19 protein-coding genes are annotated in these 23,442 nt (G+C 72.5%); 10 read left to right on the plus strand and 9 right to left on the minus strand.

Annotation, left to right across the window (positions count from 1 at the left end; all coding sequences use genetic code 11):
• Position 1: 1 nt before the first annotated feature.
• Entirely contained in the window at positions 2-409 is a 408-nt protein-coding gene (locus ACIBK8_RS16710) for a hypothetical protein (protein ID WP_399042549.1), read from the plus strand.
• A 55-nt stretch (positions 410-464) separates the two neighbouring features.
• Here ACIBK8_RS16710 and ACIBK8_RS16715 read toward each other — a convergent pair whose 3' ends face one another.
• Positions 465-2,033 (minus strand): PucR family transcriptional regulator, encoded by a 1,569-nt coding sequence (locus tag ACIBK8_RS16715; RefSeq protein ID WP_399042550.1) that lies wholly within the window; start codon positions 2,031-2,033, stop codon positions 465-467.
• 175 nt (positions 2,034-2,208) lie between these two features.
• Between ACIBK8_RS16715 and ACIBK8_RS16720 the strand changes: the two genes are divergently transcribed.
• Entirely contained in the window at positions 2,209-2,754 is a 546-nt protein-coding gene (locus ACIBK8_RS16720; protein WP_399042551.1) for an FHA domain-containing protein, read from the plus strand.
• Between the two features lie 38 nt (positions 2,755-2,792).
• Here the strand turns inward: ACIBK8_RS16720 and otr(A) are convergent, their stop codons facing one another.
• Complete coding sequence (otr(A), locus tag ACIBK8_RS16725; protein WP_399042553.1) at positions 2,793-4,787, minus strand: tetracycline resistance ribosomal protection protein Otr(A); 1,995 nt, start codon at positions 4,785-4,787, stop codon at positions 2,793-2,795.
• A gap of 265 nt (positions 4,788-5,052) precedes the next feature.
• Positions 5,053-7,242 (minus strand): glycogen debranching protein GlgX, encoded by a 2,190-nt coding sequence (gene glgX, locus ACIBK8_RS16730; RefSeq protein ID WP_399042554.1) that lies wholly within the window; start codon positions 7,240-7,242, stop codon positions 5,053-5,055.
• 624 nt (positions 7,243-7,866) lie between these two features.
• On the opposite strand from glgX, the gene ACIBK8_RS16735 reads away from it, so the two are divergent.
• The 3 genes from ACIBK8_RS16735 (at position 7,867) to ACIBK8_RS16745 (ending at position 10,518) form a co-directional block, all read left to right on the plus strand.
• Positions 7,867-9,120 carry an SAV2148 family HEPN domain-containing protein gene (locus ACIBK8_RS16735; RefSeq protein ID WP_399042555.1) on the plus strand — a complete coding sequence of 418 codons (1,254 nt, stop codon included), beginning with the start codon at positions 7,867-7,869 and terminating at the stop codon, positions 9,118-9,120.
• A 101-nt stretch (positions 9,121-9,221) separates the two neighbouring features.
• A complete protein-coding gene (locus ACIBK8_RS16740) occupies positions 9,222-9,944 on the plus strand; it encodes an exonuclease domain-containing protein (RefSeq protein WP_399042556.1) in 723 nt (240 codons plus the stop codon).
• Positions 9,945-10,059: 115 nt separating this feature from the next.
• Entirely contained in the window at positions 10,060-10,518 is a 459-nt protein-coding gene (locus ACIBK8_RS16745; protein ID WP_399042557.1) for an NUDIX domain-containing protein, read from the plus strand.
• Between the two features lie 75 nt (positions 10,519-10,593).
• On the opposite strand, the gene ACIBK8_RS16750 is transcribed toward ACIBK8_RS16745, so the two are convergent.
• Positions 10,594-11,484 carry an aminoglycoside phosphotransferase family protein gene (locus ACIBK8_RS16750; protein ID WP_393687356.1) on the minus strand — a complete coding sequence of 297 codons (891 nt, stop codon included), beginning with the start codon at positions 11,482-11,484 and terminating at the stop codon, positions 10,594-10,596.
• Positions 11,485-11,885: 401 nt separating this feature from the next.
• Between ACIBK8_RS16750 and ACIBK8_RS16755 the strand changes: the two genes are divergently transcribed.
• The 5 genes from ACIBK8_RS16755 (at position 11,886) to ACIBK8_RS16775 (ending at position 18,054) form a co-directional block, all read left to right on the plus strand.
• Positions 11,886-12,827 carry a carbohydrate ABC transporter permease gene (locus ACIBK8_RS16755; protein ID WP_399042558.1) on the plus strand — a complete coding sequence of 314 codons (942 nt, stop codon included), beginning with the start codon at positions 11,886-11,888 and terminating at the stop codon, positions 12,825-12,827.
• A complete protein-coding gene (locus tag ACIBK8_RS16760; RefSeq protein WP_399042559.1) occupies positions 12,824-13,714 on the plus strand; it encodes a carbohydrate ABC transporter permease in 891 nt (296 codons plus the stop codon). The genes ACIBK8_RS16755 and ACIBK8_RS16760 overlap by 4 nt, the downstream gene beginning before the upstream one ends.
• Positions 13,714-15,048 carry an ABC transporter substrate-binding protein gene (locus ACIBK8_RS16765; RefSeq protein ID WP_399042560.1) on the plus strand — a complete coding sequence of 445 codons (1,335 nt, stop codon included), beginning with the start codon at positions 13,714-13,716 and terminating at the stop codon, positions 15,046-15,048. Before ACIBK8_RS16760 ends, ACIBK8_RS16765 begins: the two co-directional genes overlap by 1 nt.
• 404 nt (positions 15,049-15,452) lie before the next feature.
• A complete protein-coding gene (locus tag ACIBK8_RS16770) occupies positions 15,453-16,673 on the plus strand; it encodes a S8 family peptidase (protein ID WP_399042562.1) in 1,221 nt (406 codons plus the stop codon).
• A gap of 271 nt (positions 16,674-16,944) precedes the next feature.
• Entirely contained in the window at positions 16,945-18,054 is a 1,110-nt protein-coding gene (locus ACIBK8_RS16775; protein ID WP_399042563.1) for a glycosyltransferase family 2 protein, read from the plus strand.
• 86 nt (positions 18,055-18,140) lie between these two features.
• On the opposite strand, the gene ACIBK8_RS16780 is transcribed toward ACIBK8_RS16775, so the two are convergent.
• The 5 genes from ACIBK8_RS16780 to ACIBK8_RS16800 all read right to left on the minus strand — a co-directional run bounded on the left by ACIBK8_RS16780 (position 18,141) and on the right by ACIBK8_RS16800 (position 23,441).
• Positions 18,141-18,914: a sirohydrochlorin chelatase gene (locus tag ACIBK8_RS16780; protein ID WP_399042564.1), complete on the minus strand. Its 774-nt coding sequence runs from the start codon at positions 18,912-18,914 to the stop codon at positions 18,141-18,143.
• A gap of 3 nt (positions 18,915-18,917) precedes the next feature.
• Positions 18,918-19,919 (minus strand): ABC transporter permease, encoded by a 1,002-nt coding sequence (locus tag ACIBK8_RS16785; RefSeq protein ID WP_399042565.1) that lies wholly within the window; start codon positions 19,917-19,919, stop codon positions 18,918-18,920.
• Positions 19,906-20,736: an ABC transporter ATP-binding protein gene (locus ACIBK8_RS16790; protein ID WP_399042566.1), complete on the minus strand. Its 831-nt coding sequence runs from the start codon at positions 20,734-20,736 to the stop codon at positions 19,906-19,908. The genes ACIBK8_RS16785 and ACIBK8_RS16790 overlap by 14 nt, the downstream gene beginning before the upstream one ends.
• A 40-nt stretch (positions 20,737-20,776) precedes the next feature.
• On the minus strand, positions 20,777-21,886 hold the full coding sequence (locus ACIBK8_RS16795) for an aliphatic sulfonate ABC transporter substrate-binding protein (protein ID WP_399042567.1): 1,110 nt from the start codon (positions 21,884-21,886) through the stop codon (positions 20,777-20,779).
• 211 nt (positions 21,887-22,097) lie between these two features.
• The gene (locus tag ACIBK8_RS16800; RefSeq protein WP_399042568.1) at positions 22,098-23,441 is read right to left on the minus strand and encodes a sulfate adenylyltransferase subunit 1; all 1,344 of its coding nucleotides are present in this window, start codon (positions 23,439-23,441) and stop codon (positions 22,098-22,100) included.
• Position 23,442 lies beyond the last annotated feature (1 nt).

The following is a 23,442-nucleotide window of genomic DNA, read 5'->3' on the forward strand; positions in this document are numbered from 1 at the left end:
GATGAGACGTCTTCGTATCCCGGTCCTGCTGTCCGTCGCGGTTCTGGCCGCAGGCGTGGCCACGGCGGCCGTGGCACACGACAGCGGCCCGGACAAGCAGACCCCGAAGCACGTGGCACACGACAGCGGCGCGGACAAGCAGACCCCGAAGCACGACGCGGCGCCGAAGGCCGCCCACCCCCAGGTCTTCGGACCCGCGGTAAACATCCCGCCAGGGGGCAACCTCCTGGCCTCCGTGGCCTGTCCGGCCGGCACGGTGCCCACCGGAGGAGGCGGCGTGACGCAGGGCCAAAGGGTGTTCTTCACCGACTCGTTCGTCGCCAGCACGGGGCAGTGGAGTGTCCGGGGCACGAACACCGACACCACCACTCAATTCCTGAGAGCCTTCGCGATCTGCACCACTCCGTAGCACAGCGCCCCCTCCGCACCTGTACGGGCCCGGTCCTGGCGGTACAGGTGCGGCGTCATTGCGAGGCGTCGGAGACGGCGCCGCCCGCGGGTGGGGTGCCGCCGCGGCGGATGCGGGTGGCGAGCCACAGGTCGAAGCGGTCGTCGGCGTCGTCGAGCCGCCGCCCGGTGAGGGCCATCGCCTTGTCCAGACGGTTGCGGACGGTGTGCCGGTGGACGCCGAGCCGCCGGCTGGTGGCGTCCCAGGCGCCGCCGGTCTCCAGCCAGGCCGCCAGGGTGGCCAGCAACTCCCCGCCGTTGTCCGCCAGATCGAGCGGCCCCAGCACGCTGTCCGCGTAGCCGAGCAGGGTGTGCCGGTCGCCCAGATCGAGCAGCAGCCGGCTGGTCTCGCTCTGCCGGGCCTCGGCCGGCTCGCCCGCCGCCCGGCTCACACCGAGCAGCCCCGCGGCCTGCCGCAGCGACACCCGGACCGACTCGGGCGCCGTGGCGGGGCCGATACCGGCCGGGCGGTGCGGCGCGAACCTGCCGAGCACCTCACGGATGCCCGACTCCTCGCCCGCCACCGCCTCGATCGTCCCGTCCGCCACCCGGACCAGGCCGCCGGGCAGCGCCAGCGCCAGCGCCGCGGCCATCTCCTGCGCCGCCGCCTCCCGCGCCCCGTCGTCGGGACCGCCAGGCGCCTCGACCACGACACCCCGTACCCGGTCGGCGGCGAGCCCCGCCGACGCCAGCAGGTCACGGGCCCGCTCGGCGCCGGGACCTTCGCCGGCCAGGAGTTCGGACAGCAGCGCCGACCTGCGGCGCCGTTCCGGCTCGTCGTGCAGATGACGGCGCTCCAGCTCCAGCGAGAGCAGCGAGACCAGGCCGGGTACCACCGAACGGGCCGCGGCGTCCGGGCGGCCGGTGAGCAGCAGCAGTCCGCGCAGCGTGCGGGCGCCGAGCGGCTGGACCTCCAACTGCCGCCCGGCGACGGTGCTGGCGGCGCTGCCGCGGAGCCCGCGGGCGGCGACCCGCTCGATCAGGTCGCGGGCCTCGTCCGGCGGCGCCCCGTCCGTCCCCGTGCCGGGGCCGCCGCCCGCGGCGAGCAGCCGGCCCAGCGGGTCGAGCACCGCGGCCCCCACGCCGGTCGCCTCCGTCCACTCCTGGAGCATCGGCCGCAGGCCGTCGCCCGCCGCCGCCGCGGTCAGCCGGCGCTGGGTGGCGAACGCCCGCGCCAGCATCTCGCGCTGCTCGTGGGCCCGTGCGTCGAAGACCGCTTTGGTGACCGCGATGAACGGCACCTCGTCCGGCACGGTCAGCAGCGGCAGCCCGGCCGCGCGCGCGGCGTCCACCAGCGGTCCTGGCGCCTCCTGGTACGGCAGTCCCTGCCCGAGCCCCAGCGCCAGGCAGGCCGCGCCGCCGTCGGCGACGTCCTGGACGTACGCCCGGCAGGCGGCGGGCTCCATCGGCAGCAACAGGCCGACGAACATCAGCAGTTCGCCGCCCTGCAGCCACTTGCCGGGTTGCAGAAGATCCGAGACGGTCGCCGCCTCGACCGGCCGCGCGCGCAGCGGCTCCGGGACGTCGTAGGCGACCGACAGGGCGAGATCGGGCCTGGCCAGCAGGTCGGAGATACGCAGGGGCATGGACGTAGTGTCCACCACGGGGGCGCCGGGTGGACGGCCGGGCGAGCGGGGGAGCGGCGGTGCCGAAGCGGCTGCGGCCGGCGGGCGCGGGCGCGGCGCCTGGACGGCAGCGCACCCGTGCGGGGAGGGGTACATCGCCTGGACAGCGGCTCGCGCGCCCCGGAGAATCACCGGCATGACTTCGCTCGAGTTCCCCGCGCGGCCGGCGCGCCCGTCGGACGCGGACCGGGAACGTGCGCTGCACCTGTTGCGGGAGGGCGCGGCGGAGGGGCGGCTCTCCCAGGACACCTTTCTGCGGCGGCTCGAACTGGTCCTCACCGCCCAGGAGTGTTCCGAACTCTCCCTGGCGACGGCCGACTTGGAGAGCCGCGGCAAGGTCCAGGGTGCGGTGCTGCGGATGGTGGGCCGGGTGTCGGCCTTCCACATCAGGGTCCGCCGGGCGTGGCGCACGGAGCGGCTGCCCAAGCTGATGCTCCCGCCGCCAGGGCCCATCCCGCTGACGATCGGCCGGGCGCCGGGCGTCGGCCTGCGGCTCAACCACGAGACGGTGTCGCGGTCCCACGCCGAGCTGCGCAGCGAGGGCAAGGGCTGGATGCTCCGCGACCTCGCCTCGACCAACGGCACCTGCGTCAACGGCCGCCGGGTGGTGGGCGAGGTGCCCGTGGGGCCCGGCGACCACATCACGTTCGGACATGTGGATTACGTCCTGACGGAGCGCTGAGCGGGGCCGTCCACGGCACCTCCGGGGCGGGCCCCCGCTCAGCCGTCCAGGGACACCCCGGCCGGCAGCGGCCGGTCCCCCGACGCGTGCGAGGTCCACCGCCCCTCACCCCGGGTCAGTCCCGGCAGCAACTCCTCGCAGGCGCGGACCCGGCGGGCCGGAAGGACCCCGGACACCAGCCAGCGGTCCCGGCCGCCGGACGTCTCGCGGATGTCCGCGCCCTGCGCCGCCAGCCGCGCGCAGACCGCCGCGAGCGCATCGGGCGGCACCTCCGCGTCGAACGCGTGATACGGCTCGTGGACGCGGGTGCCGGCCCGCCGCAGCGCGCTGCGCAGCACCTGCGCGGTGGCCGTACGGAAGTCTCCGGCGCAGCTCAGCGGGCCGACGAATCCCGAACGTGTCAGCACCACCCGGCAGTCGGTCACCGCCCAGCCGTGCGGCCCGCGGCGCAGGCCGTCCCGCACGCTGTCCTCGACGGCCTGGTGGAAGGCGTGCGGCAGGGCGCCCAGTTCGGTCTCGTACGCGAAGACGGGGCCGGAGCCGGGGGCGCCGGGCTCGACCCGCAGGCCGACGGTGGCCCAGGGGCCGTCGTGGTCGCGCCGGGCGATCTCGTGGCAGGACTCGCCGGTCCCGGTGGGACGTTCGGTGCACACCACCCGGCTCGGCGTGAAGTCGGCGGCGATGCCGTGCTCGTCGTGGAGCGTGGCGGCGATGATCTCCTTCTGCACCTCGCCGTGCAGCAGCAGCGAGGTCGCCCCGCCGTCGGCGGCGCGGACCTGGAGCAGCGGGTTCTGGTCGGCCAGCGCCAGCAGCGCGCCGCGCAGCGCCGCGGCGTCGGCCGGGCGGCGGGCCCTGACCAGGGTTTCCAGCGTCGGGGCGGGGAACAGCCGTCCCACGTCGGCCCGTTGGCCTCCGGTAGCGGGTGTGTCCGCGGGGCACAGCACATCGCCGGTACGGATCCCGGGCAGGCCGCGCAGCACCGCGATGTTGCCCGGGGTGAGCGGGCCGCGTGCGCCGGGCGGTGCGCCGACGACGTCGAGGGCGGTGATCCGGCCGGTCAGGGTGGTGCGGGTGCCGTCCGGGCCGGTGCGGTGCAGGGCGATCCGCTGGCGGGGCCGCAACTCGCCGTCGTAGAGCCGCACATGGGCGGTCCGTTCGCCGTGCGGCGGCTGCGTGACGGCGAACACCGTGCCGTGCGGCAGGCCCGTGCCGCCCACCGGAGCCGGCGGGATCAGCCGGGCCATGCCGTCGATGAGCGCGCCGACGCCCTGGCCGCCGAGCGCCGAACCGAAGTACACCGGGTGCACCGTGCCGTCGGCGGTCCTGGCGGCCAGCGCCGCCCGTACCTCCCGGACGCCGGGCGGCGGGCCGTCGACGACCCGTGCCAGCAGCCCGTCGTCGGCCTCCGCGACCGTCTCGGCGAGGCGTTCGCGGGCCGCCGGATCGTCCGGGGCGCAGGCCGTCACCCGGGCCTGCGGCGTCCCCGCGCCCTCGACGGCGGCCATCGGGACCGGGACCGGGACGAGGGCACGGCGGATGTCGGCGAGCAGCTCCGTGTCGCGCGCGCCCGCCCGGTCGATCTTGTTGACGAAGAGCAGGGTCGGCAGCCGCAGCCGCCGCAGGGTCCGCATCAGGACGCGGGTGCCGGCCTGTACGCCCTCGACGGCGGACAGCACCAGGACGGCGCCGTCGAGTACGCCGAGGGCGCGTTCGACCTCGGCGATGAAGTCGGAGTGCCCCGGGGTGTCGATGAGGTTGATCCGGACGTCGCCGACGGTGAAGGAGGCGACGGCCGCACGGATGGTGATGCCGCGCCGCCGCTCCAGCTCGCCGGTGTCGGTACGGGTGTCGCCCGCGTCGACGCTGCCGAGGCGCGTCAGGACGCCGGTGTCGAAGAGCAGCCGCTCGGTGAGGCTGGTCTTGCCCGCGTCGACGTGCGCCAGAATCCCGATGTTCAGGGTGTGGCGGACGGGGCCGGAGGGGCCTGCGGGTGTGGTGTCACCGGAGCACGGGGTGGTCTTCCTGAGGTGCATGAGTGGTCGGGTCCTCGAAAACTGTCGTCAGGTCAGGGCGCTGAGAAGCTCCGAGGAATCCGCGCATGACGATGCTCCCGAGGTGTGACGAGACGACAGGTACCGCGATGTTCGCCGGTCGGCAGCGAACGGCGCAACCGGATTTCCGCCGCCCGGCGCGGCTGCCGTGATCCTGGTCCTCGCCCTCGGCGCCACCACAGCCGTCCCGTACCGGAGGCCGGCCGGCGCGGACCGGCCCCGCCCGTGAGCGGCGGCCGGCCGCGTGTCAGGTGGGGCGCTGCAACACCAGCAGGCTCCGGCCGCTGAGCGCCAGACGGTCGCCCGCCTTGACCCGGGCGCCCGACCCGTCGGCGACCGTCCTGGGCCTGGCGGTGTCGACCACGACCCGCCACTGCCGCCCGTGGTGCACGGGGACCGTGAACTCCTTCTCGTGCGCGTGGGCGTTGAACATCAGCAGGAACGAGTCGTCCACGATCTGCTCGCCCCGGGGTCCTGGCTCCGAGACCGAGCTGCCGTTGAGGAACACCGTCAGGGACTTGGCGTGCGCCGACTGCCAGTCGCACGGCCCCATCTCCGCGCCGCTCGCGGTGAACCAGGCGATGTCGGACAGCGCGTCACGGGTGCCCTCCACCGGGCGCCCCTGGAAGAACCGCCGGCGCCGGAAGACGGGGTGGTCGCGGCGCAGCCGCACCAATTGCCGGACGAACGCCGCCAACTCCCGCTTCCCGTCGTCCTCTCCGCCCTCCGCCGCATCGCAGGAACCGTCGGCATCCGACGCCTCCCCGTCCTCCCGCGCCCCGCCGTCACCACCGGGCCAGTGCACCCACGACACGTCGTTGTCCTGGCAGTACGCGTTGTTGTTGCCGCGCTGGGTACGCCCGAACTCGTCGCCGTGGCTGAGCATCGGCACGCCCTGCGACAGCATCAGGGTGGCGATGAAGTTCCGCGTCTGGCGGGCCCGCAGCGCGCGGATGCCGGGATCGTCGGTTGGGCCCTCGGCGCCGCAGTTCCAGGACCTGTTGAAGCGCTCGCCGTCCCGGCCGTCCTCGCCGTTGTCCTCGTTGTGCTTGTCGTTGTACGCCACCAGGTCGTGCAGTGTGAACCCGTCGTGGCAGGTCACGAAGTTCACCGAGGCGATGGGCCGCCGGCCGTCGCCCTGGTAGAGGTCGGAGGAGCCGGTCAGCCGGGAGGCGAACTCGGCCAGTGTGCGCGGCTCGCCCCGCCACAGGTCCCGCACGGTGTCCCGGTACTTGCCGTTCCACTCCGTCCACAACGGAGGGAAGTTGCCGACCTGGTAGCCGCCCTCGCCGACGTCCCACGGCTCCGCGATCAGCTTCACCTGGCTGACGACCGGATCCTGTTGCACCAGGTCGAAGAAGGACGACAGCCGGTCCACCTCGTGGAACTGCCGGGCCAGCGTCGCCGCCAGGTCGAACCGGAAGCCGTCGACGTGCATCTCCTGCACCCAGTAGCGCAGCGAGTCCATCACCAGCTGGAGGACGTGCGGGCTGCGCATCAGCAGGGAGTTCCCGGTGCCCGTGGTGTCCGTGTAGTGGCGCCGGTCATCCGCGAGGCGGTAGTACGAGGCGTTGTCCAGACCCCGGAAGCACAGCGTCGGGCCCAGGTGGTTGCCCTCCGCCGTGTGGTTGTAGACGACGTCGAGGATCACCTCGATCCCGGCGCGGTGCAGCGCCCGCACCGCCGTCTTGAACTCCAGCACCTGCTGCCCGCGGTCCCCCGATGAGGCGTAGGTGTTGTGCGGGGCGAAGAACCCGATGGTGTTGTAGCCCCAGTAATTGGTGAGCCCGGCGTCCACCAACCGGTGGTCCTGGACGAACTGGTGCACCGGCATCAGCTCCAGGGCCGTGATCCCCAACTCCGTCAGGTGGCCGATGACCGCGGGGTGCGCCAGCGCCGCGTAGGTGCCGCGCAGCTCGTCCGGGAGATCGGGGTGGCGCATCGTCAGGCCCTTGACGTGCGCCTCGTACAGCACCGTCTCGTGGTACGCGGTGCGCGGCGGCCGGTCGTCGCCCCAGTCGAAGTACGGGTTGACGACCACGGATGCCATGGTGTGCGGCGCCGAGTCCAGGTCGTTGCGGGTGTCGGGTTGCCCGAAGTGGTAGCCGTAGACCGCTTCGTCCCAGTCGGTCCGGCCGCTCATCGCCCGCGCGTACGGGTCCAGGAGCAGCTTCGCGGGGTTGCAGCGGTTCCCGCGGGACGGCTCGTACGGGCCGTGCACCCGGAAGCCGTAGCGCGCTCCCGGCATCACCCCGGGGAGGTAGGCGTGCCGCACGAAGGCGTCGGTCTCCCGCAGTTCGACGGCGGTCTCCGAACCGTCGTCGTGCAGCAGGCACAGTTCGATGCGCTGCGCGGCCTCGGAGAACACCGCGAAGTTGGTGCCGGCGCCGTCATAGGTGGCACCCAGCGGATACGTCTGTCCCGGCCAGACCTGCATGCGTAGTCTCTTCCACCTTCTCGTCGGGGACTTCGGCCACTCCGCGACACGCGTCCGCGGAACGCATCGGAATCCTTCCCCACCGTGCTGCTCGAAGGCGGTATGTCGCGCAATCTTCGCCGAAAGGTGGGCAAACGCGGCGTCATATGGGGCCGTCGCCCGCGGCGTACCGGCCGCCCCGTGGAGGATGCGTGCGTCTCCTGTGACGGATGTGGAACCGCATACCGCGTACGAGGACATTCCGCCAGTACCCCTCCGGCCAATCACAGACCGGCGCACGGCCGGCGTCGCCCCCCGGCCGGGTCAACAGCAGGCCGCGAAACCACTCCATCGCGTGGGCCGGACACGCGCTCCCGGTACCTCGCGCACGGCGCCGACCAGCGGCGGTACCGGCCGGCGGCGCGGCTCCCGGCCTGGCGTCACACGGCGCTGCCGGGGCGGTGCCACGGCGTCATCGGGGCGAAACCGATATGAATCCGCTCACGCCCGCCGTGCTCGCCGGGTACAAGAGGCAGTCAGAATAAGGGGAGTTGGTGGACGACTCGACCCATCCTGCTGCACCGCCCCCCGTGCCGCAGTAGTCTGCCTTGATCGTTGGCACGGAGGTTCGGAAGGCGGTGGCAGGTGAGCGGCGGGCTGGAGTTGCCCCCTGGTGACGAGGGTCACGAGGGCCATGAGGGCGGCTCCGTCGACGTACCGCCCGGCGCGGTGTCCCTGGCGCGGCCCCTGGAGATCGGCGCGGAACTGGACTGGGGCGCCGACGCCTGGACCGAGGTGCGCACCCGCGCCCGGCGGGCCGGTCGCGCCTACATCTGGCTGAATCTCGTCGAGCAGCGGCTGCGGGCCGTCGTCGCCGCGGTGCTGCGCCCCATCTACGAGCCGGTGCACGGCGACGAGTGGGTGATCGCCGCGGCCGGGCCCGCAGGCCAGGAATGGGTCCAGCGCGCGGTGGCGGTCCGTGAGGTCAGCCGCCGCAAGGGCTACCTCCTCGACCCGGCCGACGACAACATCGTCAGCTTCCTGACCCTCCCGCAGCTGCGCGAGCTGATGGTGCAGCACTGGCCCTGCTTCGAGCCGTACTTCGACGACCGCCGCGAGGTCGAGCTGGCGCTGGACGAGCTGGAGGTCGCCCGCAACATCGTCTCCCGCAACCGCGCGCTCTCCGAGACCGTCCTCGCCCAGGCGGAGCGTGCGTCCGCCCGGCTGCTGGACATACTCGGCTCCGGAATCGGCACCCGCAGTTCGGGCCGGCTGCCCATCGACGCCGTCGAGGACCTGGTGGGCGACCGCTACGCCGACGTCGTCGGGGTGCACGCCGACCGGGTGCGGCTCCAGCGCCAGCTGCCCGCCGAGGACCTCTTCGGGGGCGCCCGCCGGCTCGACGCGGTGGGCATAGGTCTGAACCTCCTCGTCCAGAACTACTCGGGCCGGCGCCTGGTCAGGCTCGCCGAGTCGGGCTGCCGCATCCGGCTGCTCTTCCTCAACCCCGCCAGCAGCGCCGTCCGCCGCCGCGAGCGCGAAATAGGGCTGAAGAAGGGCGAGATGAGCCGCTCCATCGAGATGAACATCCTGCACATGCGGCGGGTACGGGCCCGCCTGCGCGACCCGGGCGCCTTCGAGATCCAGGTCTTCGACGAGACCCCGCGCTTCACCGCCTACCTGGTCGACGGCGACGGGCCCGACGGCCTGGCCGTCGTCCAGACCTACCTCCGCAGGAGCCGCGGCATGGAGTCCCCGGTCCTCGTGCTGCGTGGCGGCGGACGCGAGGTGGTCAGGCAGGCCGCGGCCCGGGAGGGCGGCGACGGCGAGGCCGGGCTGTTCGAGACCTACCGCGAGGAATTCGAGAGCGAGTGGGCGGACTCCCGGCCGGTCTCCTGACCGGCGGCGGCAGTCCGCGGGCGGCGGGCGCCGGGCCGGTTGTCAGTGCCGCATGCGAGAGTGTGCGAGCAACGGGGGACGCACCACCGAAGGAGGCCGCCATGAGCTGGCATCAGGACGTATTGGTCAGTTTCGATCTGGAGACCACAGGCACCGACGTCGAGCGGGACCGCATCGTCACGGCGGCGCTCATCCGGCTGGAGGGCGACGGACGGGCGGCGGCCCAGCAGACCTGGCTGCTCGACCCTGGTGTGCCGGTACCGGACGAGGCGGCGGCCATTCACGGCATGTCGACCGCGTACGTCCAGGAGCACGGCGCACCTCCGGCGACGGCCATAGAGGAGATCACCGAATCCCTCGCGGACGCGCTGCGCGCCGGCATCCCGCTGGTGGTGATGAACGCCAGGTACGACCTCTCGCTGCTGGACCGCGAATGCCGCCGGCACGGCCTGCGCACCCTGACCGAACGCCTCGGGCACACCCCCGCGCCGGTGATCGACCCGCTGATCCTCGACAAGCACGTCGACCGCTTCCGCAAGGGCAAGCGCGCCCTCCAGGCACTCTGCGGCCACTACGGCGTCCCGCTGAACGCCGCACACGAAGCGGGCGCGGACGCCGCGGCGGCGGCCGGAGTCGCCCGCCGGATCGGCGAGAAGTACCCCGCCGTCGCGGGCCCCTCGCCCCGCGCGCTGCACTCCCTCCAGGAGACCGCAGCCGCCGAACAGGCCGCCGACTTCCAGGCGTATCTGCGCCGCTCCGGCAATCCCCGGGCGATAGTCGAGGCGGCCTGGCCGCTGATTCCCTACCAGAGGACGCACGGCTGAACCGGCCCCGGGGGAGCGGCGGTACGGCCGTGGGCGCCGCGCGGCGGGATCCCGGATCCCTCCCGGTCGCCGTCCCGCCCCTCCCCGCAGGGCGCCGGTGACGGAAAATGCCGGGATGACCCGTCCCAGAATCCGCGTCGCCGCCTACGTGATCCGGCAGCGCGCCGTCCCCGCCCTTCTCGTGTTCGACCACGTCGGCATGGTGGAGGCCGGTACCCAGGTCCCCGCGGGGGGCGTCGCACCGGGCGAGGAGTTGGCGCAGGCCGTCCTGCGGGAGGTCGCCGAGGAGACGGGGCTGCTGACCGCCACGGTGATCCGGCAGCTCGCCGTGGAGGACAAACCGCACCCCGACACAGGACAGCCGCGCAGGACCACGTTCTTCTTCCTGCAAGCGCCGGTTGACGCCCCCGATGCCTGGGAACACCGGGTCGGCGGCGAAGGAGACGACGCCGGGATGACGTTCGCCTGCCGCTTCAGGCCGCTCCCCCTGGAACAGCCGCTGGCCGACGCCCAGGACACCTGGCTGGGCCGCATCGACCCGCTCTGGACCACCGCGACCGGCGGCAACCGGTAGCCGGGCGCCGGGCGTTCACCACCGCCCGCCGTCCCGTCGCCGCCGCCCGCCGTCCCGTCGCCGCCGCGCGCCGGATCAGAAGGGGTACCACCGCACGGTCGCGTCCTTCTCCCGCAGGGAGGCGATGCGGCGGGTGAACTCCTTACGGGCGGCCGGGTTGCCCGGCGCGTGCTGGGAGACCCAGGCACAACTCGCCGTCTCCCGGGAGCCGCGCAGCACCGCGCAGCCCTCCCAGTCCCGCACGTCCCAGCCGTAGACCGAGACGAAGGTGTCGTACGCGTCGGCCGCCAGGCCGTAGCGGTCGCGGCTCAGCGCCATCACGACGAGGTCGTGCTCCCGCAGATCGGAGGAGAAGGTTTCCAGGTCGACCAGGACCGGTCCGTCGGGGCCGACGTGGACGTTGCGGGTCAGCGCGTCACCGTGGATGGGGCCGCGGGGCAGGTGCGGCTCCAGCGCACTGGCGGCCGTGGCGAACGCGTCCCTGCGGCCCCGCAGATATTCCGCGTCCTGCGGGGAGACCGCGTCGCCCGCCAGCCGGAGCCAGCGCTCGACGCCGCCCAGGAGTTCGCGGCGCGGCAGCGGGAACGGCGGCTCCGGCAGGGCGTGCACCGCCCGCAGCAGGGCGGCCAGGTCGCCGGTGGCCGCGGGCCTGACGGCATCGGGCAGCCGCCGCCAGTACGTCACGGGATGCCCGTCGGACAGCTGCGCCACCGGCTCGGCGGCCCGGACGGCCGGCACCCCGGCGTCCTCCAGCCAGTGGGCCACGGCGAGTTCACGCTCGGCGCGCTCCAGGAGTTCGGCGCTGCGGCCCACCCGGATGACGGGGCCGCTGTCGCCGAGCGCGAAGACGGCGTTCTCGCCGAGCGAGAGCAGCCGGGCGTCCGCCGCGGCTTCCGGCCGCCCGGCGGCGGCCAGGACGGCACGGGCGCGCGCCTCGGTGAAGGCGCCGGGGCTCGGTTCGGTCATCGTGCTGCCTCCTGCGGTGCGTGATCGTGACCAGTCTCGCAGGTCCGGGAATCCACCCAGGCGGGGAGATCCCTCACGGAATCCGGCCGGACGCTTGACTGCGGGTGTGCCCCTCACGACGATGACGGCGGCTGCCTGCCCCCGAAACCCTTCCGGACGGCCGCGCCGCCGAAGGGAGACGCGGTACGCAGGACCGCACCGGGACTCCCGGTACGCGAGCGAGCAGCACACGGGCAGGAGCGCCGCCGTACGAACGGGCAGGCGGCGGCCACCGGGGGAACGGGAGGGGGAACCGTGACGGCAGCAGCGCTGACGGCCCGAACGAACCGCGCGGCGGGCCCGGGGCGGCGCCCGGCGTTCCCGTGGCACCCGGCCGCGACGCGCACCGAGGAGCCCCCGCCGTGACCCTCGCGACCGCGCCACGGCGGTCCACCGGAAGGGGCGCAGACCGCACCGGCGCGCGGCGCGCGGACCACGGCGCGTGGTTCCTCGTGCTGCCCGCGCTGCTCCCCATCCTGGTACTGAGCGTCGGCCCGCTGCTCTACGGCATCGGGCTGGCGTTCACCGACGCGCAGTCGGGCCGTACCCGCTCCGCCCGGTGGACCGGGCTGCTCAATTTCTCCGACCTCCTCCACGACACGCTGTTCTGGGAGTCGTTCCGCATCGGGCTGCTGTGGGCCGTCGGCGTCACCGTCCCGCAGTTCTTCCTGGCGCTCGGCCTCGCGCTGCTGCTCAACCTCGACCTGCGGATGCGCTGGCTGGCCCGCGCGCTGGCGATCATCCCGTGGGCGATGCCCGAGGTGGTCGTGGGCATCATGTGGCGGCTGGTGTACCACCCGGACGCCGGGATCCTCAACGAAACGCTGCGCGGCCTCGGGCTCTTGGGCGCCACCGGCGGCCGGGACTGGCTGAGCGGGCTGGCCACCGCGCTGCCCGCGGTCATCGTCGTCGGCGTCTGGGCCGGGATGCCGCAGACCACGGTCTCCCTGCTGGCCGGGCTGCAGAACGTCCCCCAGGAGCTGCACGAGGCCGCCGCGATGGACGGCGCGGGCGCCTGGCGCCGGTTTTGCACGGTCACCTGGCCCGCCCTGCGCCCCGTCGCGCTCGCGGTCACCGCCCTCAACTTCATCTGGAACTTCAACTCCTTCGCGCTGGTCTACGTCCTGACCGACGGCGGCCCCGGCGGCCGGACCCGGCTGCCGATGCTCTTCGCCTACGAAGAGGCGTTCCGCTACGGCCAGTTCGGGTACGCCGCGGCGATGGGACTCGCGATGGTCGCGGTGATCTCGGTCCTGCTGGCCGTCTATCTGGCGGGCCGGCTCAAGGGGGAGGACGCGGCATGAGCCGGACGGCGGGAGCGCGTGACGCGGCCCGGGGCCGCCCTCGGGGCGCGACGGGCGGGGCCGTCCGGGGCGCTCGGGCCGCCCAGTACACAGCGCTCCTCGGCTATCTCCTCTTCCTGGCCTTCCCGTTCCTGTGGCTGGTGTCCACCGCCTTCAAGCCGCCGCGCGAGCTGGCCCGCGCCCATCCGGCGTGGATCCCGGACGCGCCCACGCTGGAGAACTTCCGGCGGGCCTTCGACGAGCAGCCGCTGCTGCCCGCAGCCGCCAACAGCCTGTTGGCCGCCGCGGTTTCGGCGGTGGTCGCGATCGTTCTCGCGACTCCGATGGCGTACGTGCTCGCGCGCTACCGCAACCGTTTCTACCGGGCGGCCACGGGGTGGGTGGTGATCAGCCAGACGTTCCCGCTGGTGCTGGTGATCATCCCGTTGTTCCTGATCCTCAAGTACCTCCAACTGGTGGACTCCCTGGGCGGCCTGATCCTGGTCTACGTCGTGTGGTCGCTGCCGTTCGCCCTGTGGATGCTCACCGGATACGTCCGGGCGGTGCCACCCGAACTGGAGGAGGCGGCGGCCGTGGACGGCGCGGGGCGGCTCCGGACGCTGGTGTCGGTCACCGCGCCGCTGCTCGTCCCCGGCATCGTCGCCACGGCGCTGTTCGCCTTCGTCACCGCGTGGAACGAGTTCTTCTTCGCGCTGGTCCTGCTCAAATCCCCCGGGAAACAGACCCTCCCCGTGGTGCTCACCCACTTCATCGGGGCCGAGGGCGTCGCCGACCTCGGCCCGCTCGCCGCCGCCGCGCTCCTCGCCACCCTCCCCGGTCTGGTCCTCTTCGCCGCCATCCAGCGGCGGATCACCGGCGGGATGCTCGCCGGGGCGGTGAAGAGCTGATGCGCGGCCGGCTTCCCGCCGTGGCCGCCGCACCCCGGCCCGGCATCGGCCGCAGAGGGCTCCTCACGGCCGCCGCCGCGCTGCCCGCCGGGGCTCTGGCGGCCGGCTGTTCCGGTGGGGCGCCGCCCGCGCGAGGTGGCCGGATCACCCTGCGCTTCCAGTCGCTCGCCTGGCAGCAGGACTCGGTCAGGACGAACAAGCAGCTGGTCGCGGACTGGAACGCCCGGCACCCCGACGTCCGTGTGGAGTACGTCCAGGGCGCCTGGCCGACCGTCCACGACCAGTTGCTGACCTCCTTCGAGGGCGGCGAGGCGCCCGACATCATCCACGACGCGTCCGACGACCTCGCGGACTTCGCCTACGGCGGCGACCTCGCCGACCTCACGCCGCTGCTGCCCGACCGTCTCCGGCGTGACATCCCACGGCACAGCTGGGCCGCCGGCACCTTCGACGGGCGGGTGTACGGCGTCCCGTTCCTCCAGGAGCCGCGGGTGCTGCTCGCCAACCGCGCCCTGCTGCGGCACTCCGGGGTGCGCCTTCCCGACGCCCGGCACCCCTGGAGCTGGGACGAGTTCGCGGCGGCGGCCAGGCGGCTGACCCGCGGCGGCACCTACGGCGTGGCCTGGCCGCTGAAGGAACCGGTCTCCGTGACCCTCAATCTCGCGCTGTCCACCGGGGGCCGGGTCTTCCACCGCCGCCCCGGCGGCACGGTGGAGATCCGGTTCGACGCCGCCGACCGGGTGGTGCCCCGGCTCATCCACGACCAGCTGAACGTCGACCGCAGCGCGTCCCGTTCCACCCTCGGGATGGGCGGCGCGGACACCCTCCCCGGCTTCTTCGCCGGCCGTTACGCGATGGTGCCGCTCGGCTTCTCGTTCCGTCAGCAGATCGCCCAGCAGGCGCCGGACGGCTTCGCGTGGACGGTGCTGCCCGCGCCCAGGGGCAGCACGACGGACCAGGGCGTCAGCCCGCAGACCCTGTCGGTGGCCGAGCGCTGTCCGCACAAGAAGGAGGCGATGGCCTTCATCGACTTCCTCCTCAGGCCGTCGAACACGGTGCGGCTGGCCCTGGGGGACTGGCTGCTGCCGACGGGTCGGAAGGCCCTCGCGGACCCGGCGCTGCGGGTCTCCCGTCACGACTGGGCGGCCGGCACCGCGCTCGCCGGCTCGCTGCGCCCCGCCCCCGCGCAGTCCGTCCGCGGCTACCCGGAGTGGAAGGACAAGCTCGCGACGCCGGGTCTCCAGGAGTACTTCAGCGGCGGGATCGACGAGGACACCCTGTGGGGGCGGCTGGTCGACGACGGGAACCGGGTGCTGGCGCGCTATCAGCGGTGAACGGGGGGCCGGCTGGCGGTGGATGAACGGCGCCCGGTCCGTGCAGGTGTGACGGGGCGACGGCCCGGGGAATGCTTTCCATACGAACGGCACACATCTTGCGGTGCGCGAGCTTGTCACACCAACAAGGGCCAGAGGGAGGGGATTCCCGTTCCGTTGCCTTGTATTGCCGCAACGTAAACGGAGTTGGGCACTGAACATTCAACTACCCGCGCCTTATTGACCACTTCAGTCCGTTTTCGCCTTTATGCAGGGTTGTTGCTTATCTCACACGGCCCGGCTGGCCTTGAATTGAACTCGTCAATCCGACATGGTTTCGAACCAGCCCGGTGCGGATGTTCCTGCCGAACCGGGCTGTTGCGCAACGCTTTCCCCCCACACCACGAACGAGGAGAACCCTCGCAATGGCTCACAAGCGTTCCAGCAAGAAGCGGCTCGTCACGGCAATAACCGCCGCGGTCGCCGCCACTGGTATCGCCGCCGTCACCGCGGTCACCGCCGGTGCCTCGCCCGCCGCCGAAGGCAAGATCTACGGCGCCGAGGCCAAGGGTGCCGTGAACGGCAGCTACATCGTCATGCTCAAGAAGTCGGTCAGCAGCGCCTCGGTCGGCGCCGCTGAGCACAAGGACCTCGCCTCCAAGTACGGCGGCAAGGTCAAGCGGAACTACACCGCGGCCCTCGACGGCTTCTCGGCGACCGGCCTGAGCGCCGACGAGGCCAAGCGCCTCGCCGCCGACCCGGCCGTCGACAAGGTCGTGCAGAACAAGAAGTTCCACATCGACGCCACCCAGGACAACCCCCCGTCGTGGGGCCTGGACCGCATCGACCAGGCGGACACCGAGGGCGACAAGAAGTACACCTACCCGGACAGCGCGGGTGAGGGCGCCACCGCCTACGTCATCGACACCGGCGTGCGCACCACCCACAAGGACTTCGAGGGTCGCGCCTCCTCCGGCTTCGACGCGGTGGACAACGACGACGACGCCACCGACGGCAACGGCCACGGCACGCACGTCGCCGGGACCATCGCCGGCAAGGCCCACGGCGTCGCCAAGAAGGCCAAGATCGTGGCCGTCCGCGTGCTGGACGACCAGGGCTCCGGCACCACCGAGCAGGTCGTCGCCGGTATCGACTGGGTGACCAAGAACCACAAGGGCCCCTCGGTGGCGAACATGTCGCTCGGTGGCGGCGCCGACGAGGCGCTCGACGCGGCCGTGCAGAAGGCCATCGCCTCCGGCGTGACCTTCGCCGTCGCGGCGGGCAACGAGTCCGCCGACGCCTCGCAGGGCTCCCCGGCGCGGGTGAAGGAGGCCATCACGGTCGCCTCCAGCACCAACAAGGACGAGCAGTCGGACTTCTCCAACTTCGGCAGCATCGTCGACCTTTACGCGCCCGGCTCCGACATCACGTCGGACTGGAACACCGACGACAACGCGACCAACACCATCTCCGGTACGTCCATGGCCACCCCGCACGTCGTGGGTGCCGCCGCGGTCTACCTGGGTGCCCACAAGGACGCCAAGCCGGACGAGGTCGCCAAGGCCCTGACCGACGGCGCCACGCCCGACAAGATCTCGAACCCGAGTGAGGGCACGCCCAACAAGCTGCTGAAGGTCGTCGAGTAATCGGCTCCACCCCCTCAGCACCACACGCCGGCCGCCGCGCTCGCCCCCACGGGGCGCGGCGGCCGGCGCCGTGCTGTGCCAGGACGATCCGCTGCCGCACCGGAGTTATCCACAGGAGGGTTCCTCCGGAAACGGTCAACGCGCGATCCGGCTACGGTCGGTGACATGCACGGAGGACTGCCGTTCATCGGCATCAGCACCATCGTCTACGGCCTGATCGGTCTGGCCACGCTCGTGGCCGGCTCGGTCCGCAGCACAGGGGGAGTTCGGCATGCACACCATCACCGTCATCGTTCCCGCTCACAACGAGGAGGAGGGACTGCCCGCCACGCTGGCATCGCTGGCGCGGCAAACCGTCCCGCCTGACCGCGTCCTCGTGGTGGACGACGCGTCCACGGACCGCACGGGAGAGGTGGCCGCGTCACACGGCGTCACCGTCCTGCGCCCGCCGCGGAATCTCGGCAGCAAGGCCAAGGCACAGAACTTCGCGCTGCCGCACTGCACCACGGACCTCGTCCTGGCCGTCGACGCGGACACCGTCCTCGCACCGGACTACATCGAGACCGTAGTCCCCGCCTTCGACGACCCGGCCGTCACCGTCGCCGCCGGCACCGTCCGCACCCGCCACACCCGCACGATCTGGGAACGCGGCCGGTCCACCGAGTATCTCTTCGGCTTTCACTGGCACCGCCCCATCCAGGCGCGCGCCAACAGCCCCATGGTGTGCTCGGGTTGCTGCTCCGTCTTCCGCCGCGACGACCTCGCCGCGTTCGGTGGCTTCCCCGAACGCACCATCGTCGAGGACATGGACTTCACGTGGTCCCAGCAGATCGCGGGACGCAGGGCGGTCTACGTCGCCGACGCGGTGGCGCTGGCCGCCGACCCCGAGGATCTGACCTATCTGCGCAAGCAGGTCTGGCGCTGGATGGCCGGGTTCTGCCAGAACGTACGGCTGCACTTCGGCGGGCTCGTCCGGCACAAGCCACTGCTGGCGGTCTGGGTGCTGCTCGCCCTGCTGGAGATCGTCACCGCGCCGCTGTGGTGGGCGGCGCCGTTCGTCGCCGCGGCGACGACGGACCGGCCGCTCGCCGTCACCCTCGCCTGGTGGGCAGGAGCGGACCTCCTCCTGACCGCGCCACCGCTCGTCTACGCCGCCCGCCGCCGCAAACTCCCGCTGTCCGGCGTGCTGGTGAACATCCCCTGCGTCTACGCGACGAAGGCCGTCAACCTCGTCTACGCCTGGAAAGCCCTGCTCGTGGAACTGCTGCTGGTGCCGCTCCACCTGGCCCGTGGTCTGACCGTCTACGAAAAGGGCAGGGCCGACACGCCCAGGGCCGCCGCACGGGGCGGGGCCGCTGCCCTGGCGGGGGCGGCCGGGTGACGCGGATGCCGGGGAGCGGGCGGCCGCCGAACGGCAACGGCAGCCGTGCCGCGTCGGTACGGCCCGGGAGGACGCCCCCGTGCGGTTCAGGCGATGAGCGCGGGCAGCCGCAGCAGGGCGTCCGGGGCGGGTGCCGCCTCGTCGTAACGGCGGAGCAGGAGCCTGGCCAGTTCGGGGGCCGGGCCGAGCACCGGCGCCAGGACGTCGGCGCCTGCCTCCCGGGCACCGTGGGCGATGCGGTCGGGGAGGCGGCCGGGGGCGATGACGTACGGCGCGACGGCGACGCGGGCGGCGCCGTCGGCCCGCAGGGCCCGCACGGCGTCCGCCGTGCGGGGCAGAGATGCGGAGGCGAACGCAGGTCGCACGGCACACCAACCAGAGGTGCGCCGCCACTCCCGCGCGGTTTCAGCGATCACTGCGATCGCCTCCGGGTCACTGGAGCCCGCCGCGGCCAGGACGACCCCGGTCGAGCGGCGGTCGCCGGGCCGCAGCCCGGCTTCCTCCAACCGCCGCTCCAGCGCGGCGGTCAGGAGGGCGGAAGGGCCGAGCACGTCGGCCTGGTGCACGGTCAGCTGCGGCAGCCGTGAGGTGGCCTCCCGCAACACCGCAGGGATATCGGACTTCGCGTGGAAGGCGCGGGTGAGGAGGAGAGGCAACGCCACGACGTCCCGCACACCCTCGGCCGACAGCCGCTCCAGCACCCGGGGCACGGCAGGCGCGTTGAAGTCGAGGTAGCCGACCTCGACCCGCAGCCCGGGGCGCAGCGCCCGTACCCGCGCGCAGAGCGCGGAGACGGTCGCCGCGTGCCGCGGGTCGCGGCTGCCGTGGGCGATGACGAGGAGAGTGGGCGGTGTGTCCATGGGTCAGCTCTTCACGAGGAGCCCGCGGCTGCGCAGCACCCGCCGCTCGATCGGGGCGAAGATCAGCAATTCGATGCCGATACCGACGATGAGGATCAGCAGGATCGCCGCCAGCACCCAGGACATGTCCTGGAACTCCCGGCCCTGCTCCAGGAGTTGGCCGAGCCCGGTGCCGAGATCGGGTGCGTTGACGATGAGTTCGGCGGCCATCAGGGAACGCCAGGAGAACGCCCAGCCCTGCTTCAGACCGGCGAGGTAGCCGGGCAGCGAGGCGGGCAGCAGGACGTGCCGTACCCCCGCGAGACCCGTCGCACCGAGGGTGCGGCCCGCCCGCAGGTAGAGAGGAGAGATCTGGTCGACTCCGGCCACCAGACCGTTGGCGATGGACGGGACGGCGCCGAGCAGCACCACCGCGTAGATGGTGGCGTCGCTCAGCCCGAACCAGATGATCGCGGCCGGCACCCAGGCCACCGATGGCAGCGACTGCAGGCCGCTGAGGATCGGGCCGATGGCGGCGCGTACCGCCCTGACCCGGGCGACGACCAGGCCGAGTGCGGTGCCGATGACGACCGATGCCAGGAAGCCGAGCGCGCCGCGCGAGACGCTGGTCCACACGAAGCTCAGCAGGGTGCCCTCAAGCCACTTCTCCTGGAGGGACCTGCCGACGTCGACCGGGCTCGGCAGCAGGTAGTGCGGCTTGAGTTCGAAGTGGTAGGCGAGCTGCCACAGCCCCAGCACGATGACGATCGCGATGAGCGGAGGGAAGGCTTTCGATGCGAGGGAACGCAGCCACGGCTGCCGGTCGACGACCGTGGATTCGAGGGCGTCGAGCCCGGCCTCAAGACCGGCGAGGTCTGCCGAGGTGTCCTTGCCCTGCCCGTCGGCGGGCGGGGCCGGGGCAGCCGCGGTCCCGGCGTCCGTGGCGGGCCCGGATGCCGCGGCCCCGGGAGCGCCGTCGGCGGGCGTGCCGTCGGCGGACTGGGCCCTGGTTTCAGTGCTGGCCATGGCGGCGGATCTCCCCACGCAGCTGTTCGGTGATCTCGACGGAGAGGTCCGCGACGGCGGAGTCCTCGATGCGGCGCGGCTGCGGGATGTCGACCTGCCATTCGCGGGCGACCCGGCCGGGGCGCGAGGACAGCAGCACCACCCGCTCGGCGAGCCGTACCGCTTCGCGGACGTTGTGGGTGACGAAGAGGACGGACAGGCCGCCGGTGGTGGAGCCGCCCTCGTTCGACACCCGCCAGATCCGGGTCAGTTCGTCGTGCAGCACGTCACGGGTGATGGCGTCCAGCGCCGCGAACGGCTCGTCCATCAGCAGCAGCCGGCTGTCCTGGGCGAGCGCGCGGGCCATCGCGACCCGCTGGCGCATGCCGCCCGACAGTTCGTGGATCCGCTTGCCGTACGCGCCCTTGAGCCGGACGAGTTCGAGCAGCCGCTCGGCCTCGTCCCTGCGGTCCGCGCGCGGCACCCCGCGCAGCCGCAGCGCCAGTTCGATGTTGCGGCCTGCCGTCAGCCAGGGGAACAGGGCGTGTTCCTGGAACATCAGCGCCGGCCGGCCGCCCGGCGTCTCGATCGAACCGGCCGACGGCGCGTCCAGTCCTGCCACGAGATTGAGCAGGGTCGACTTGCCGCAGCCGGACGCCCCCAGGAGGCAGACGAAGGCACCGGGCGCGACATCGATGCTGATGTCGTCCAGTACGTGCTGTTGCGCGCCGGGACGGCCGAACGACTTCGAGACATGGTCGATGCGAGCGGCGTACGAAGCCATGGGGCCCGCATCCGTGGCCGCCGGGTGCTGCTTGGTGAGGGTGGTGGTCGTCATCGGTGTCACCTCCTGGGGGTCTGCGGTGCTGGAGCGGGGGCTACTTGCTGCCGAGGCCGGCGTCGTCGACGGCCGGCTTGCCCTCGGCCTTGAGGACCTTGTTCAGCAGCCGCAGGTCGTAGATGCCCTTGAGGTCGGGCTTCTTCAGCAGGCCGGCCTTGACGGCGTGATCGGCCTCCTGCTGGAGCGTGGCGGCCAGCGGGTCATCGGTGACGTCGGTGTTCTTGAACGCCGGGGCGATGATGTCGGCGGGCAGTGCCTTGCCCGAGATCTGCGGGTCGGAGAGCTTGTCGTTCAGCGCCTGCCGCGCCTCGTCCGGGTGCGCGTGGATCCAGGTGTTGGTCTTGACGGAGGCCCGCAGTACGGCCTCCACCGCCTTGGGGTGCTCCTTGAGGAACTTCTGCGAGACGATCATGTTCGTGATGACGAACTTGCCGTCCTTCCACAGCTTCTTCTCATCCAGCAGGGTCTTGCCCCCGACGCTGACGAGCTTGGCGGCGGTCGGCTCCGGCACCCACGCGGCGTCGATGCTGCCCTGCTGGAAGGCGGTCGGCGTCACCTTGTTCTCGGTGCGCTGGACGGTGACGTCGCCCTTGCCGGTGGTGGGGTCGACCCGGTAGCCCTTCTCGGCCAGGTAGTTGAGCAGCGCCACGTCCTGGGTGTTGCCCAGCTGCGGGGTCGCGATCGTCTTGCCCTTGAGGTCGTCCAGGCTCTTGATCTTCTTGGGGTCGACGACCAGCGAGACGCCGCCGGAGGCCGAACCGCCGATGATCTTCAGGCTCTTGCCGTGCGACTTGGTGTACCCGTTGATCGCGGGGGAGGGGCCGATCCAGCCGATGTCGATGGCGCCGGAGTTGAGCGCCTCGATCTCGGCGGGGCCCGCGTTGAAGACGGACGACTGCACCTTGGTGCCGCCCAACTCCTTCTGGAATATCCCCTTTTGCAGGCCGACCAGCGGAGTGGCGTGGGTGGTGTTACCGAAGAAGCCGATCTTCACGTCGTCGAGACCGTCGGTCTTCGGGCCCTTGGCGGTCACATCGGCCGCGGAGTCCTTCTTGGCCTCGGAGCCGTAGCCGCAGGCGCTCAGCGCCCCGAGCAGCAGCGGGACGGTGGCGGCGGTCGCCAGAAGGCGGTGTCGGACGGCAGGCACGGGAGGTGTTCCTCTCGTAGGGCCGGGTCAGTACGCGCCCCTTCAGGGCACGCCCGGCGGAGATCTTCGGAAGGGCGGGTTCGGGCACATGAGGTGATGCATCGTCAGCGCACACATCGGCCGACTCCGCCCTGCCCGCTGCCGAGGGCGCCGCTGCCGATGCGGCCCCCCTCCTTCGCGAAGGTCGAGAACACGTCCTGGTGGGTCATCGTCAGAAGTCCCAGCTCTCGTCGTCGGCCGCCGCGGCGGGCGCGGTCTCCGCCGCCGCGTCGGCGAAGGCGGTGCCCGCCATGCCGGCGGTCAGTGTCGTGCCGTCGGAGGGGTCGATGAGCAGGAAGGAGCCGGTGCGGCGGGAGTGGGCGTAGGCGTCCAGGGCCAGTGGTTCGGCGGTGCGGACGACGATGCGGCCGATGTCGTTGGCGGTGAGTTCGCCGGGGGCCGGGTGCTGGGACAGGTCGTCGAGGGTCAGCCGCGACGGGATGTCCTTGACGAGCGCCTTCACGGTGCGGGTGGTGTGCTTGAGCAGCACTCGCTGGCCCACCTTCAGGGGGCGGTCGGCGACGTGGCAGATCGTCGCTTCGATGTCCTGTGAGGTGGCCGGTGCGGAGGCGGTCGGGGTGATCAGGTCGCCGCGTGAGATGTCGAGGTCGTCGGTGAGCTGGACGGTGACCGACTGCGGTGCCCAGGCCGTGTCCACGGCCCGGCCGAGTACGTCGAGGGCCTCGATGGTGCTGGTGCGGCCGGAGGGGAGGACGGTGACCCGGTCGCCGACGCGCAGGACGCCGGAGGCGATCTGGCCCGCGTAGCCGCGGTAGTCGGGGTGGGTCGCGGTCTGCGGGCGGATGACGTACTGGACAGGGAAGCGGCCAGGGTCGTGCGAGGGGTCGGTGTGGACCGGCACGGTCTCCAGGTGCTCCAGCACGGTCGGGCCGCCGTACCAGTCCATGTGGGCGGAGGGGGTGACGACGTTGTCGCCGGCCAGTGCCGAGATGGGGATCGCGGTGATCTCCGGGACGCCCAGGGACGCCGCGTAGGAGGTGAACTCCTCGGCGATGGCGGCGAAGGCGGGTTCGGCGTAGTCGACGAGGTCCATTTTGTTGACGGCGAGGACGACGTGCGGGACGCGCAGGAGGGCGGCGACGGCGGCGTGGCGGCGGGTCTGCTCGACGACGCCGTTGCGGGCGTCGACGAGGACCACGGCGAGTTCGGCGGTGGAGGCGCCGGTGACCATGTTGCGGGTGTACTGCACATGGCCGGGGGTGTCGGCGAGGATGAAGCGGCGGCGGGGGGTGGCGAAGTAGCGGTAGGCGACGTCGATGGTGATGCCCTGCTCGCGTTCGGCGCGCAGGCCGTCGGTGAGCAGCGCCAGGTCGGGCGTTTCCTGGCCGCGGCCCAGCGAGGCGCGCTCCACGGCCTCCAACTGGTCGGTCAGGACCGACTTCGAGTCGTGCAGCAGGCGGCCGACCAGCGTCGACTTGCCGTCGTCGACGGATCCGGCGGTGGCGAAACGCAGCAGGGAGGTGGCACCGGTGTCCACGGTGGTGGTGTTGCTCATG

Origin of the sequence: Streptomyces sp. NPDC050161 (assembly GCF_044460025.1) — a bacterium.
GTDB lineage: Bacteria > Actinomycetota > Actinomycetes > Streptomycetales > Streptomycetaceae > Streptomyces.